12 protein-coding genes are annotated in these 13,802 nt (G+C 68.4%); 6 read left to right on the forward strand and 6 right to left on the reverse strand.

What is annotated here, in order from left to right:
• Positions 1 to 34 precede the first annotated feature (34 nt).
• The 3 genes from C3E78_RS07385 (at position 35) to C3E78_RS07395 (ending at position 3,271) form a co-directional block, all read left to right on the forward strand.
• On the forward strand, positions 35 to 649 hold the full coding sequence (locus tag C3E78_RS07385; protein ID WP_108580805.1) for an ANTAR domain-containing response regulator: 615 nt from the start codon (positions 35 to 37) through the stop codon (positions 647 to 649).
• A gap of 186 nt (positions 650 to 835) precedes the next feature.
• Positions 836 to 2,101, forward strand: coding sequence for an ABC transporter substrate-binding protein (locus C3E78_RS07390; protein WP_235833712.1), 1,266 nt, complete (start codon positions 836 to 838; stop codon positions 2,099 to 2,101).
• Positions 2,102 to 2,353: 252 nt separating this feature from the next.
• Positions 2,354 to 3,271 carry a hypothetical protein gene (locus C3E78_RS07395; RefSeq protein WP_108577679.1) on the forward strand — a complete coding sequence of 306 codons (918 nt, stop codon included), beginning with the start codon at positions 2,354 to 2,356 and terminating at the stop codon, positions 3,269 to 3,271.
• Positions 3,272 to 3,411: 140 nt separating this feature from the next.
• Here the strand turns inward: C3E78_RS07395 and C3E78_RS07400 are convergent, their stop codons facing one another.
• The 5 genes from C3E78_RS07400 to C3E78_RS07420 all read right to left on the reverse strand — a co-directional run bounded on the left by C3E78_RS07400 (position 3,412) and on the right by C3E78_RS07420 (position 8,321).
• Positions 3,412 to 4,194 (reverse strand): ABC transporter ATP-binding protein, encoded by a 783-nt coding sequence (locus C3E78_RS07400; RefSeq protein ID WP_108577680.1) that lies wholly within the window; start codon positions 4,192 to 4,194, stop codon positions 3,412 to 3,414.
• Entirely contained in the window at positions 4,191 to 5,108 is a 918-nt protein-coding gene (locus C3E78_RS07405; protein ID WP_108577681.1) for an ABC transporter ATP-binding protein, read from the reverse strand. The genes C3E78_RS07400 and C3E78_RS07405 overlap by 4 nt, the downstream gene beginning before the upstream one ends.
• Positions 5,098 to 6,093, reverse strand: a complete 996-nt coding sequence (locus tag C3E78_RS07410; protein ID WP_108577682.1) for a branched-chain amino acid ABC transporter permease — start codon at positions 6,091 to 6,093, stop codon at positions 5,098 to 5,100. Before C3E78_RS07410 ends, C3E78_RS07405 begins: the two co-directional genes overlap by 11 nt.
• Before the next feature lie 9 nt (positions 6,094 to 6,102).
• Positions 6,103 to 7,398 carry a branched-chain amino acid ABC transporter permease gene (locus C3E78_RS07415; RefSeq protein WP_199906961.1) on the reverse strand — a complete coding sequence of 432 codons (1,296 nt, stop codon included), beginning with the start codon at positions 7,396 to 7,398 and terminating at the stop codon, positions 6,103 to 6,105.
• Between the two features lie 176 nt (positions 7,399 to 7,574).
• Positions 7,575 to 8,321 carry a DUF554 domain-containing protein gene (locus tag C3E78_RS07420; RefSeq protein ID WP_108577684.1) on the reverse strand — a complete coding sequence of 249 codons (747 nt, stop codon included), beginning with the start codon at positions 8,319 to 8,321 and terminating at the stop codon, positions 7,575 to 7,577.
• 119 nt (positions 8,322 to 8,440) lie between these two features.
• Between C3E78_RS07420 and C3E78_RS07425 the strand changes: the two genes are divergently transcribed.
• Both C3E78_RS07425 and polA read left to right on the forward strand, forming a co-directional pair.
• Complete coding sequence (locus tag C3E78_RS07425; protein WP_108577685.1) at positions 8,441 to 9,085, forward strand: GNAT family N-acetyltransferase; 645 nt, start codon at positions 8,441 to 8,443, stop codon at positions 9,083 to 9,085.
• A gap of 10 nt (positions 9,086 to 9,095) precedes the next feature.
• Positions 9,096 to 11,756, forward strand: coding sequence for a DNA polymerase I (polA, locus tag C3E78_RS07430; RefSeq protein ID WP_108577686.1), 2,661 nt, complete (start codon positions 9,096 to 9,098; stop codon positions 11,754 to 11,756).
• 76 nt (positions 11,757 to 11,832) lie between these two features.
• Here the strand turns inward: polA and C3E78_RS07435 are convergent, their stop codons facing one another.
• Positions 11,833 to 13,035 carry an MATE family efflux transporter gene (locus tag C3E78_RS07435; RefSeq protein ID WP_135804862.1) on the reverse strand — a complete coding sequence of 401 codons (1,203 nt, stop codon included), beginning with the start codon at positions 13,033 to 13,035 and terminating at the stop codon, positions 11,833 to 11,835.
• A 212-nt stretch (positions 13,036 to 13,247) separates the two neighbouring features.
• On the opposite strand from C3E78_RS07435, the gene C3E78_RS07440 reads away from it, so the two are divergent.
• A complete protein-coding gene (locus tag C3E78_RS07440; protein ID WP_135804863.1) occupies positions 13,248 to 13,787 on the forward strand; it encodes a hypothetical protein in 540 nt (179 codons plus the stop codon).
• Positions 13,788 to 13,802: the final 15 nt, after the last annotated feature.

A 13,802-nucleotide genomic window follows, 5' to 3' on the forward strand; every position in this document is an offset into this window, starting at 1 on the left:
CGAGGAGGCCGTATAACCTTCTCATGTGACCGCCATGCCACCCTCATCGGGATCGTCCCATTCACCGCGTGTCGTGATCGCGGAGGACGAGGCGCTGATCCGCCTCGACCTCGCCGAGATGCTGGCCGAGGAGGGGTACGACGTCGTCGGCCAGGCCGGTGACGGCGAGGCCGCGGTCGAGCTCGTGATGCGGCACCGCCCCGACCTGGTCGTGATGGACGTCAAGATGCCCAAGCTCGACGGGATCGCGGCCGCGGCACAGATCGCCCAGGCCCGCATCGCCCCGGTCGTGATGCTGACCGCCTTCAGCCAGCGCGAGCTGGTGGAGCGGGCGCGTGAGGCCGGCGCGATGGCGTACCTGGTCAAGCCGTTCACGCAGTCCGACCTGGTGCCGGCGATCGAGATGGCGCGCAGCCGGTTCGCCGAGATCGTCCAGCTCGAGCACGAGGTCGGTGACCTCACTGACCAGCTGGCCACCCGCAAGGCCGTGGAGCGGGCCAAGGGGCTGCTGCAGGAGGCCCTGGACATCAGCGAGCCGGAGGCGTTCCGCTGGATCCAGCGCACGGCGATGGACCTGCGGCTGACGATGCTGCAGGTCGCGCAGGGCGTCATCGAGCACGGTCCGGCCCTGGGCGAGTCCGCTCGTTGACGACGCCCTTTCACGCTGAGCGGGGTCGGGTTACAAAACGGTGACTTAACCAAGCAGGAACTCAACCTTGACCCAAAGGACCACGAACAAGACTAGGTTCTGTCGTACGAGTACGCACCCTGGCGCGGGCCACGGGCTTTCTACACATCCGGAGGATTGATGAAACGCAGTACCACAACGATTCGCTTGGCTGCAGTTGCAGTCACCAGCGCGCTCGTTCTCGCTGCCTGTGGCGGCAGCGACAGCGACGGTGGCGGCGACAAGAAGACCGAGTCCGCTCCCGCCAAGAACAAGGGCGACGGCACGCTGACCATCGGCCAGCTGCTCCCGCAGACCGGCAGCCTCGCGTACCTCGGCCCGCCGGAGTTCGCCGGCGTCGACCTCGCCATCAAGGACATCAACGCCGCCGGTGGCGTCAACGGCAAGGACGTCGTGGGCGTCAAGGCCGACTCGGGCGACACCGACTCGGGCATCGCCCCGGCCGAGACCGACAAGCTGCTCAAGGCCAAGTCCGACGTCGTCATCGGCGCGGCTTCCTCGGGCGTGTCGTTCACCGTGATCGACAAGATCATGTCGGCCGGCGTCGTCCAGTTCTCGCCCGCCAACACGTCGACCGACTTCGACGAGGGCGACTACGGCAAGCCCGACCTGTACTTCCGCACCGCTCCGTCGGACATCCTGCAGGGTGCCGTGCTGGCCAACCTCCTCATCGAGGACGGCAAGCAGAACGTCGCGATCCTGGCCCGTCAGGACGCGTACGGCGAGACGCTGAGCAAGGAGGTCTCCAAGAACCTCAAGGACGCCGGTTCGACCGTCGCCGCCAGCGTGCTCTACAGCGAGAAGACCGGTCCGGGCGACAGCCAGATCACCGAGATCGCGAACGCCAAGGCCGACGCCGTCCTCCTCATCGCGTTCGAGGAGACCACGACGATCATCCCGAAGCTCATCCAGGCCGGCGCGGGCCCGCAGGACGTCTCGACGTACTTCGTCGACGGCAACACGGCCAACTACGGCAAGGGTGACGCGGCTTCGCTGCCCGACGGCACGCTCAAGGGCACCAAGGGCACCATCCCCGGCGCCGAGGCCAAGTCCGAGTTCCGCGACCGTCTCGCGACGGTCAACGACAACCTGAAGGACTACGCGTACTCCGCCGAGTCCTACGACGCCACCGTCGTGTCGGCTCTCGCGGCCATCGTCGCGGGCGACGACTCCGGCGAGGCCATCGCCAAGGAGATCCCGGGCGTCACCAAGGGCGGCGAGAAGTGCGACTCGTTCGAGGCGTGCGCCAAGCTGCTCAAGGACGATCCGAAGGCCGACATCGACTACGACGGTGTCTCCGGTCCGATCGAGCTCGGCGAGACGGGCAGCCCCACGGCCGCCTCGATCGGCATCTACGAGTACAACGGCAAGAACAAGATCAGCCCCATCAAGTACATCGCGGGCACGATCTGATCCACCCAGGATGCTGACCCGGTCAGCGACCTGAGCAAGGGCCCCGGTGCTTCGGCACCGGGGCCCTTCGCCGTCCCCGGACGCCGAGGAGTCACGCACGGACGCCGAGGAGTCGCGTACGGACGCCGAGGAGTCACGTACGGACGCCGAGGAGTCGCGTACGGACGCCGGCGAGTCGCGCACGGAGCGGTGCCGTATGACCCCTGTGGACAGCCGAGGGACAACTCCGGTGTTTCCGAGTTCGATGTCGTCATGGAGACCACGACTCTCATCAACGCCGGCGAACCGTTCCTCTACCGCGACCACACGACGGTGGGGCTGTCCGCGACCGAGTTCCGGGCGGCGTTCGTCCACGGTGACGTCGTACGCCTGATCGACCGGGTGTACGTCGATGCGCGAGCGGAGGACTCACGAGAGCTTCGTGTGGCTGCCGCGCGCCTGGTCGTCCCGGCTCATGCAGTGGTGTCCGACGAGACGGCGGCGTGGATCTGGGGCGTGGACGCTTACAAGCCGTCGGACCGCCATCGTTTCGTGCCGCAGTGGGTCGTCCCGCACGGTCGTGGCCGCACCCGGATCGAGGGCCTGGCCTGTCGGCAGGCGCTGATCGCGGACGAGGACGTGCTGGAGGTCGGCGGGCTCGCAGTGACGCACCCGGTGCGGACCACCTCGGATCTCCTGCGCAAGCAGTGGCGCCCGTACGCGATGGCGTCGGCGGACGCCATGGCTCACGCGGGCCTGGTACGACCCATGGACGTGCGCGCCTACGTGGCGCGCCTCAAGGGGTACCGGGGCATCCGTCAGGCTCGCGTGCTCGCCCAGCTGATCGAGCCGAAGTCCGCGAGCCCGGGGGAGTCCTGGACCCGGCTCCGGCTCGTCGATGCCGGCTTCCCGCGCCCCGTCGCGCAGGTGGAGGTCGAGGACGCGGCCGGGCTGCAGCGTTTCCTCGACCTCGCGTACGTGCGTCGGCGCATCGCCGTCGAGTATGACGGCCGCGAGTTCCACACCGCCGATCCGGACGACGTCCATGACGAGGAGCGCCGACGTCTGCTGGTGGCCGTCGGCTACCGGTTCGTCGTCACGCGCTACGAGCGCGTGTTCGGCACCGATCCCGCGTTCGAGAACGAGGTCGGCGAGCTGCTGGGAATGACGCCCATCGCACGCTGGTGGTGACGCCCGCGCGGTGCGAGATCCACGACGTCACCGTCCGTACGTGACTCGTGGGCATCCGTACGTGACTCGTCACCGTCCGTACGTGACTCGTGGGCGTCCGTGCGCGACGCCCCCGCAAGCGGGGGGACCCCCAGTCGGCGTCAGTCGGCGGTCTGGCCCAGGGTGCCGAGGTAGAGCTCGATGACCTTGGGGTCGTTGGCCAGCGAGCGTCCCGTGCCCGAGTACGCGTTGGTGCCGTGGTCGAGGACGTAGGCGCGGTCGCAGATCTGCAGGCAGCGGCGCGCGTTCTGCTCCACCATCACGACCGAGACGCCGGCCTTGTTGATGTTGCGCGTCTGCACGAAGACCTCGTCCTGCAGGACGGGGGACAGGCCCGCGGACGGCTCGTCGAGCAGCAGGACCGACGGGTCCATCATCAGAGCGCGACCCATCGCCACCATCTGGCGCTCGCCACCGGACAGCTGTCCCGCGCGCTGCTTGCGTCGCTCGCCGAGGCGCGGGAACAGGTCGGTCACGAAGCCGAACCGCTCGGGGAACCGCTTCGGGTCCTGGTAGCAGCCCATCTCGAGGTTCTCCTCGATCGTCAGGCTCGGGAACACGTTGTTCGTCTGCGGGACGAACCCGATGCCCTTGGTGACGAGCTGGTCGGCGCGCTGGTTGGTGATGTCGTCGCCCTTGAGCGTGACCGACCCCTCGTGGACCTTGACCAGGCCGAACAGCGCCTTCAGCAGCGTCGACTTGCCGGCGCCGTTGGGCCCGATGATGCCCACGAGCTCGCCGGGCTGGCAGTACAGGTCGGCGCCGTTGAGGATGTTGACCCCCGGCAGGTAGCCGGCGATGAGGTTGTCGGCCCGCAGGACCGCGCCGTCCGCGTTGGCGAGGTGCTTGTCGCGCTCGGACGTGGTGGTGGGGGAGTCGGTCATGACGGGTTCTCCTCGGCTTCGGCCCTGAGCTCGGCCTCGGCCTCCTGGTCGAGCTCCGAGACGTCGATCTCGGTGATGTCGGTGTCGTGGTGGGCGCCCAGGTAGGCGTCGATGACTCGCTGGTCGGCCATGACCGACTGAGGCGTGCCCTCGGCCACGATCTGCCCCTGCGCCATGACGATGACCCAGTCGGAGATGTCGCGGACCATGTCCATGTCGTGCTCGACGAACAGGACGGTGCGTCCCTCGTCGCGCAGCGACTTCACGTGTCCCAGGAGGGACTGCTTGAGCGCGGGGTTCACGCCGGCCATGGGCTCGTCGAGCATGATCAGCTCGGGGTCGACCATCAACGCGCGCGCCATCTCCAGCAGCTTGCGCTGGCCGCCGGACAGGGAGCCGGCGAAGTCCTCACGCTTGGCATCGAGCTTGAAGCGCTCGAGCAGCGCGTCGGCGCGTCGGGTGTTCTCGTTCTCCTGCGCCCGCCAGAGGCCCTTGAACGCGGCGGAGAGGAACTTCTCGCCCCGCTGACCGGTGGCACCGAGAAGCATGTTCTCGATGACCGTGAGCTTCGCGAGCACCTTGGTGAGCTGGAACGTGCGCACCAAGCCAAGCCGCGCCACCTTGTACGCCGGGACCTTGCCGAGCTCGGTGCCGTTGAACGTCCACTGGCCGCTGTCGGGCTCGTCGAAGCCCGTCAGCAGGTTGAACAGGGTCGTCTTGCCGGCACCGTTGGGACCGATCAGGGCGGTGATGACACCGCGCTGGATCTCGATCTTCTCGACGTCGACGGCCTTGAGGCCGCCGAACGTCCGGGTGATGTGGCTGCCCGAGATGATCGGGTCGGGCTTGGAGGCCCCGGGTTCGTTGGAGACACCTGCGAGCGATCCGCCGGTGCCACTGAGTTCAGCGGCCATCGATTGCGATCTCCCTTCGATCGCCGAAGATCCCCTGGGGTCGGAAGATCATCAGCAGCATGAGGCCCAGTCCAAGAAGGATGAGGCGGATGAGGCTGGCCTGGTCAGGCTCCATGATCCAGCTGGGGATCACGGGGTCCGGGCCCTTGGTCGCCTCGCTGAAGAACGCGCCGATGCCGGCGATGAGGAACCAGAAGAGCATCGAGCCGACGACCGGGCCGAGCACGCGTGCGGCGCCACCGATGAGCAGGGCGGCGTACGCATAGAACGTGAAGGTGGTGTTGAAGTCCGTCGGGACGGCCGAACCCTGCTTCAGGATGTGGAAGATGCCGGCGATGCCGCCGAACACGCCGCCGAGGACGAGCGCCTGCATCTTGTACGCGAAGACGTTCTTGCCGAGCGAGCGCACGGCGTCCTCGTCCTCACGGATCGACTTGAGGACACGACCCCACGGGCTGCGCATGAGCGCCCACACGATGAGGCAGGCGATCGCCACGAGCGTCCAGCCGACGGTGATCGACCAGAGGTCGTTGCGGCTGAACGACACGACGCCGAGCTTGATGCCGTCGCCGTACGGGTTGAGGTCCTGGTAGGGCTTGACGAAGCCGGTGAGGCCGTTGGACCCGCCGAACGTGCCCTTGAACTCGACCGCGCCGAAGATGAGGCGCAGGATCTCCGACGTCGCGATCGTCGCGATCGCGAGGTAGTCGGCCCGCAGCCGCAACGTGGGGACGCCGAGGATCAGGGCGAGGACGACTGCGGCGAGCAGGCCGACCAGGATGCCCACCAGGAACGGCAGGTCCCAGGTGACCACGGTGACGGCGAGGCCGAACGCCGCGATGGACATGAAGCCGGCCTGGCCGAAGTTGAGCAGTCCGGTGTAGCCGAAGTGGACGTTGAGCCCGATCGCGGCGAGCGCGAAGACGATGGCCTGGGGCCCGAAGGCCTGCGAGAAGGCCGCATCGATGATGGTTCCGAAATCCATGAGGGGGCCCTATCCGATCCGCTCGGCTTTGCCGAGGATGCCTTGTGGCCTGACGAGGAGGATCAGGATCAGCACGACGAGCGCGCCGACCTCCTTGATGGAGGCGGGGACGCCGAAGACCGGTCCGAGCTCGACCATGAGGCCGATGATCAGCGAGCCGACGAGCGCTCCCCAGATCGTCCCGAGGCCGCCGAGGGTGACGCCGGCGAACACGAGGAGCAGCAGGTCGAAGCCCATCTGGAACTTGACCTGCTCCTGCACCGCGAGGAGCACGCCGGCCAGGCCGGTCAGGGCCGTGCCGAGCACCCAGACCGCCGAGATGACGCCGTCGACGCGCATGCCGGACGACGCGGAGAGCGCCGGGTTGTCCGAGACCGCGCGCATGGCCTTGCCGAGCCGCGTGCGCATCAGCGCGATGCAGGTGACGGCGATCGTGACGATCGTGACCAGCAGGATCGCGATCTCCTTGTGCGACAGGTCGATCGGCCCGTAGCTCTGCCGGCCCTGCACGACGTACTCGGAGAGCGTCCGCGTGGAGCCGCCGAAGCCGTACTGGAAGATGCTGCGCATGAACACCGCGAGGCCGATCGACACGATCATCATGGCGATCAGTCCGGTGCCGCGGCGGCGCAGTGGCCGCCACAGGCCCCGGTCCTGCAGGTAGCCGAAGATCGCGCACACGATCACCGCGCAGACGCCGGCCAGGATCACCGGTAGCCCGATGCCCTGGTTGAAGATGTAGGTGGTGATGGCGCCCAGCGTGATGAGCTCGCCGTGCGCGAAGTTGGTCAGCCCGGTGGTGCCGAAGATCAGCGACAGGCCGAGCGCGGCGAGCGCGATCAGCAGGCCCTTGATGACGCCCGAACGGGTGCCGTCGATGATCTCGCTGACCTTCGAGGCCTTCTCGACCGTGAGCGCACCGATCTGGAACTGCACGAAGTTGGAGGAGGCGAGCTTGACCTGGACGGTCTTGGTCGTCTCACCCTGGCCGCTGAGCTCGACGCCCTCGGGGAGCGTCTTCGGGTCGAGCTTGACGACGTAGGTGCCGTTGCCCGGGATGCCGATGCTGACGCGTCCGGTCTTGTCGGTCGTCTGGGTGCCTTGCTCCTCGCCGGTGTCGCTGTCCTTGAGGACGGTCAGCGAGACGCCGGGGACGGGTTCGGGTTCACCCTCGCCGCCCTTGAGGTCCTTCAGGGTCACGGTGATGTTGGCGCCCTGGACGATCGGGTTCTGATCGGGGATGCCGGCACTCGTGGTCGGGGTGGGGGTGGGGGTCGTTGTCTCGGCCGAGGCCGTTGCGGGCACGAGGAGAAGAGACGTCCCCAGTGCTGCTGCTAGTAGGGCCGCGAGTCGCAATCGCACGCATGAACTCCTGTCGGCTTACCGGGGTGGTGCTTGTCGGTCTCTGGACTATAGCGACAACCCGGCGTCACCCGGGGGCGCAAACTTCCGAATCAGGTAACAGTTGGGTTTCGATGGGTTCAGTGCACCGCGACGGCGACCGAGCACAGGATCGGCGCGACCACGAGCGCGGGCAGCAGATCCGCCACGGCGATGGGTTTGATGTCCAGCAGCCGCAGTGCGACGCCGACGAGGATCAGCCCGCCGGTCGCGGTGAGGGCGGCGAGGTGGGCATCGGGCAGGAACGACCCGAGCACGGCACCGAGCACGGTCAACGACCCCTGGATGAGGGCGACCGAGACGGCGGACGCCATGACCCCGATGCCGAACGATGCGGCGAACGCAAGCGCGGCGAACGCGTCGAGGGTCGACTTGAGCAGGAGCTGGTCCGCGCCGTTGCCGAGACCCTCGTTGATCGAGCCGAGGATGGTCAGCGGGCCGACGCAGAACACGAGCGAGCTGATCACGAAACCCTCGATGAAGCGCTCGCGGCCCTCGCCGCCGTCGCCGCGGGTCAGGCGTCGCTGCAGGACGCCGCCGAACGCCTCGAGCCGCTCCTCCAGCCGCAGGAGCGAGCCGGCGATCCCGCCGAGCACCAACGCGCCCAGCACGATGAGCATGGGTGCGCTCGTGCCGACGGCGGCGCTGAGGTCGGAGGAGGACACCTCCATGGCCCCCTGCGCGGCGATGAGCAGGGTCACGAGGCCGAGGGCGGCCGTCACGGTCGTGCGGACGTGCACGCTCAGACGGTGACCGATGAGCAGGCCGAGCCCGGATCCTGCGAGGACTGCCACGACGTTCGTGACGGTGCCGTACCCGACGAACATGTAGGGTCTCCCTCGACAGTTGAGTGTTCAACCGGACATGATGTTCCAGCCCAGCGCGTAGTGTGTCACCTTGGCCTGCTGGCTGCGTAGCGCACGTCCAGGACGGGAGGCAGAACGGCATGTCGGCCCGACCGCACATCGTCCTCCGGGACGCCGACCGCGAGGACGCCGCGGCACTCGTCGCCCTGTGGACCGAGTGCGCCGGCGCGAGCGTCGACGAGGGCTCCGAGGCGTTCACCCAGCAGGCGCTGTGGCGCAAGCCCGGCGTCGCCGAGGCGGCCGCCGCGCTCGACCTGTCGCTCAACAAGCCCGACAAGCGCATCATCGTCGCCTTGGTGAACGGCGAGATCATCGGCGCCACGGTGTGCGACATCGGCACCCTGACGCCGATCACCCTCACCCGTGTCCTGATCGTCACCGAGATCCAGGTCTCGCCCCGGTACCGGCGCAAGTCGGTCGCGTCGACGTTGCTGTCGGCCGCAGCGACCTACGGCGAGGACCACAACTGCGAGCTGGTCGTCGCGGCCATCCCCGTGCACTCGCGCGAGCCGCACCGCTACCTCACCAAGATCGGCTTCAACCAGATCGCGGTGCTGCGGGCCATCCAGTCCACCAAGCTGCGGTCACGCCTGACCTCGAAGGCGACGAACTCGCGGGACACCGGCAAGCTGATCGCCGTGCGTCGCACCTTGCGGCGCCGCCAGAGCGAGGTCCGCGGGTCCCGCCCGCGCCCGTCGGACAGGAACGTCACGGGGGCCGACTAGAGTCGGTGCGGTGGACCGCCTCCTGCTGATCGACGGCCATTCCGTCGCCTACCGTGCCTTCTTCGCCCTCCCCGTCGACAACTTCTCGACGACGACAGGGCAACACACCAACGCCGTCTTCGGCTTCACGTCGATGCTCATCAACGTGCTGCGGGACGAGGCGCCGACGCACGTCGCCGTGGCCTTCGACGTCTCGCGCCAGACGTTCCGGCTCGAGCGGTACCCCGAGTACAAGGGCAACCGGTCCAAGTCGCCGCAGGAGTTCACCGGGCAGATCCCGCTGATCAAGCAGGTGCTCGACGCCCTGCACATCACCACGTTCGAGAAGGACGGTTTCGAGGCCGACGACATCATCGGCACGCTCGCGACCCGCGCGGAGTCCGCGGGCATGGAGGTGCTGATCTGCACCGGTGACCGCGACGCCCTGCAGCTGGTCACCGACACGACCACGGTGCTCTACCCGCGCAAGGGCGTCTCCGACCTGGCCCGCATGACGCCCGACGCGGTGCAGGAGAAGTACGGCGTCGCCCCGGTCAACTATCCCGACATCGCGGCGATGGTCGGCGAGACGAGCGACAACCTGCCGGGCGTCCCCGGGGTCGGGCCGAAGACGGCGGCCAAGTGGCTGGCGCAGTTCGGCTCGCTCGACGAGATCATCGCGAAGGCCGACCAGATCCCCGGCAAGGCCGGCGCGTCCTTGCGGGAGCACCTCGACGACGTCATCCGCAACCGCAGCATCAACGCCCTGATCCGTGACCTCGACCTGCCCGCGGGCCCTGCGGACCTGACGTTCGACACGGTGTGGGACCGGGAGGCCATCCACACCGTCTTCGATGCGCTCGAGTTCAACGCCTTGCGCGTCCGGCTGTTCGAGGCGTTCGGCGACACCCCGCCGCAGGCCGAGGACGGGTTCGACCTCGAGGGCCGGACGCTCGAGCCCGGCGCGGTCGCGGCCTGGCTCGACGAGCAGGAGCCCGGCGGACGGCTCGGCCTGCACGTGCAGGGGTCGTGGGGGCGTGGCACGGGCGACGTCGTGGCCCTGGCGATCGCCTCCGACGAGTCCGCGGTCTGGATCAACGTCGACGACATCACGCCCGAGGACGACGCCGCGATCGCGGCGTGGCTCGCCGACGCCGGACGTCCCAAGGTCCTGCACGACGCCAAGGGGCCGTTGCTGGCCCTGGCGGCACGCGGCTGGACGCTCGCGGGCCTGGTGGCGGACACCGCGCTGTCGGCGTACGTCGTGCGGCCCGACCAGCGCTCGTACGACCTGGGCGACCTGTCGGTGCGCTATCTCAAGCGCGAGCTGCGCGACGAGTCCGACAACGCCGGCCAGCTGACGCTCGACACCGACACCATCGGCGGCGAGGCCGGGATGCTGCGCGCCCGGGCCACCCTCGACCTGGCCGCCGTGCTCGACCAGGAGGTCGAGCAGCACGGCGGCACCGCCCTGATCGCCGACGTCGAGCTGCCGCTGGTGGCGACGCTCGCGCGCATGGAGCGCACCGGCATCGCGGTGGACGACGACCACCTCGTGGGGCTGGAGTCCGAGTTCGCCGCCCGGGCGCAGAACGCGGCGGCCGAGGCGTTCGCGGCCATCGGCGGCAAGGAGATCAACCTCGGCTCGCCCAAGCAGCTGCAGGTCGTGCTCTTCGACGAGCTGGGCATGCCCAAGACCAAGAAGACCAAGACGGGATACACGACCGACGCCGACTCGCTGCAGCAGCTCTACGTCAAGACCGGGCACCCGTTCCTGCAGCACCTGCTCGACCACCGCGACGTCACCCGGCTGCGCCAGACCGTCGAGGGGCTGCGCAAGTCGATCTCCGACGACGGCCGCATCCACACGACGTACGCCCAGACGATCGCGGCGACCGGCCGGCTGAGCTCCAACGACCCCAACCTGCAGAACATCCCGATTCGCACCGCCTCCGGGCGGCGCATCCGCGAGGCGTTCTGCGTCGGTGAGGGCTTCGAGACGCTGCTGACCGCCGACTACAGCCAGATCGAGATGCGCATCATGGCGCACCTGTCGGAGGACGCCGACCTCATCTCGGCGTTCAAGTCCGGCGAGGACTTCCACACCATCACCGCGGCGAAGGTGTTCGCCAAGGATCCCGCCGACATCGACACCGAGCTGCGGGCCAAGATCAAGGCGATGAACTACGGCCTGGCCTACGGGCTGTCGTCGTACGGGCTCAGCCAGCAGCTGAGCATCTCCACGGGCGAGGCCCAGGGCCTCATGGACGACTACTTCCAGCGGTTCGGCGGGGTGCGCGACTACCTGCGCGGGCTCGTGGACGAGGCGCGGCGCACCGGCTACACCGAGACCATCATGGGACGCCGCCGCTACCTGCCCGACCTGCAGAGCGACAACCGCCAGCGCCGCGAGATGGCCGAGCGGATGGCGCTCAACGCGCCCATCCAGGGTTCGGCCGCCGACATCATCAAGGTCGCGATGCTCAACGTCGAGCGCGCCCTCGACACGGCCGGGCTGACGTCCCGGATGCTCCTGCAGGTGCACGACGAGCTCGTGCTGGAGGTGGCAGCGGGGGAGAAGGACCAGGTCGAGCAGCTCGTCCGCGACCAGATGGCCTCGGCAGCCGAGCTCTCGGTCCCGTTGGACGTGTCCGTCGGCGTCGGCCGCACCTGGCACGAGGCCGGCCACTAGCCCGCCCAGCCCAGATCTGCGGGCTCCTGCACGTTTCCGCGCCGCGGATTCGGTGCAGAAGCACGCAAATCTGGGCTCAGTGCGGGGGCTCGCGCGAGGGCAGCGGCGCGAGGTAGACCACCAGGGCGAGGGCCGCTGAGACCGTCGCCATCGTGATGACGAGCCCGGTGATGCCCACGCCGAGCCCGTACGCCGACGCGAGGACGGCCGCGACCGCGCCCCAGATCATCACGACGATGCCGTGCGCGTGCCGCGCGAGCGCGTCGAACACCAGCAGGTGGACGACCGCGAGCGAGGAGCCGGCCACGGCGAACAGCCAGAGGCGGTCGGTGATCTCGGAGTACTGGTCGCCGCCGACCAGGATGAGGGCGACCTTCGGCAGGACCGCCGTGGCGAGGACGGCGAGGGTGCCGAAGCCGGCCACGAGCGACACCGCCCGCAGGCGTGCGTGGTTCGTGGTGGCGCGCGCCAGGTTGGGGAACAGCACGACACTGACGAACTGGGGGAAGAACAGCGCAGCCTTGGCGAGGATCAGGCCCGAGGCGTACAGGCCGCTGTCGTGCTCGTCGAAGCGGTTGCGGGCGATGAGGGAGTCCATGTTGCTGAGCACGAAGTACGCCAGCAGGGCGTGGGTCGACAGGAGCGCCTCACGCAGGAGGGGGCGCCGGCTGACCGTGCCGGCGGTGGCCCGGTGGCCCGTCAGCAGTCGCGCCCCCGCCAGGACCGGCAGCCACGAGCCGATCGCGAGCCCGACCATCGCGCCGGTCGGGGTGGCCGAGACGAGCAGACCGATCGTCCCGCCGACCAGCCGTCCGACGCCGTTGCCGAGATAGATCGCGGTCAGGGCACCCCAGCGTTCCTGTCCCTGCGCGATGCCGCACTGCGCGCCCATGATCGTCAGGGGAACGAGGGCAGCCCCGCACAGCACGACGGGCCAGTACGACCCGAGCTTCAGGGCGGGCGTCAGGCCCACCGTCGCCACGGCGACCACGAGTCCGACCATGCCCGCGACCATCAAGGTCACGCGGACGGTCGCGCCGATGATCTCGTCGGCCCGGTCGGGGTCGACCGCGAGCCGTCGTGCCGTGACGGCCTGGAGGCCGAGGGCGCTCACGGTGCCCACGAGGATGATGCCGAACAGGGCCGTGAGGGCGCCGAACTCCTTCGGGACGAGCAGTCGTGCCGAGACGACGTTGAAGCCGTAGACGGCGATGTTCATGCCCATCATTCCGGCGGCCACGAGGGTTCCGCCGGTCATCGTCATGCGCGCGGACCTCACCACGGCACAATAGCCGGGAGTACTTCACCGAAACGTAGCCAGCCTTTTTCCCTGGCGCTCCAAGCAAACAAGTTACTTCGTAGTACGTGACATCGGCCACGAGTGCTTGACTGGCTCCATTTCGGCCGTACATGTGATTTCATGTCTCCCGGAGGGAGTCAACAAGCGGTTCTCAACGCGCCTGACGGTGCTGCTTCTTGTTGCAATTCGATATGAAAACACGTGTCATCAAGGGAGCTGTTCTCGCGCTCTTCGGTGCGCTGACGATCGCGTTTGGTCAGTGGTTCGGTTTGGACCTCGATCAAGTCGCACTTCTCGGCGTTGCTCTAGGAGCCGTCATCGGTCTGGTGCCGGACCGCTCGCTCACCGAGCGCATCATCGGTTTCGCCATCGGTTTCGTGCTGGCCTGGATCGGTTATGCGATCCGCGCTGCCATCCTGCCCGACACCGCGACAGGCCGGGCCGTTGTCGTGTTCGCCGTCATCATCGTCGCGATGCTCATCGCGGTCGTCACCGCGAGCCGCGTGCCGCTTTGGGCCATGCTCGTCGGCTCGGCCGCGATCGTCGGAGCTTACGAGCAGACGTATGCCGCCTCCCCGACGCTGTTCCTCAGCGACTCGCCGACGGCCGCAACCACCGTCCTCCTCGCGTGTGCAATGGGCGTCCTCGGCTCAGTCCTCCTGGGCGAAGACGTCGAAGAGCGCCGCGCCGATGAACACAGCAACCACCACCACTCGAAGGCATCAGCATGAGCACATACAAGCGAC

The organism is Aeromicrobium chenweiae, from assembly GCF_003065605.1.
GTDB classification, from domain to species: Bacteria; Actinomycetota; Actinomycetes; order Propionibacteriales; family Nocardioidaceae; genus Aeromicrobium; species Aeromicrobium chenweiae.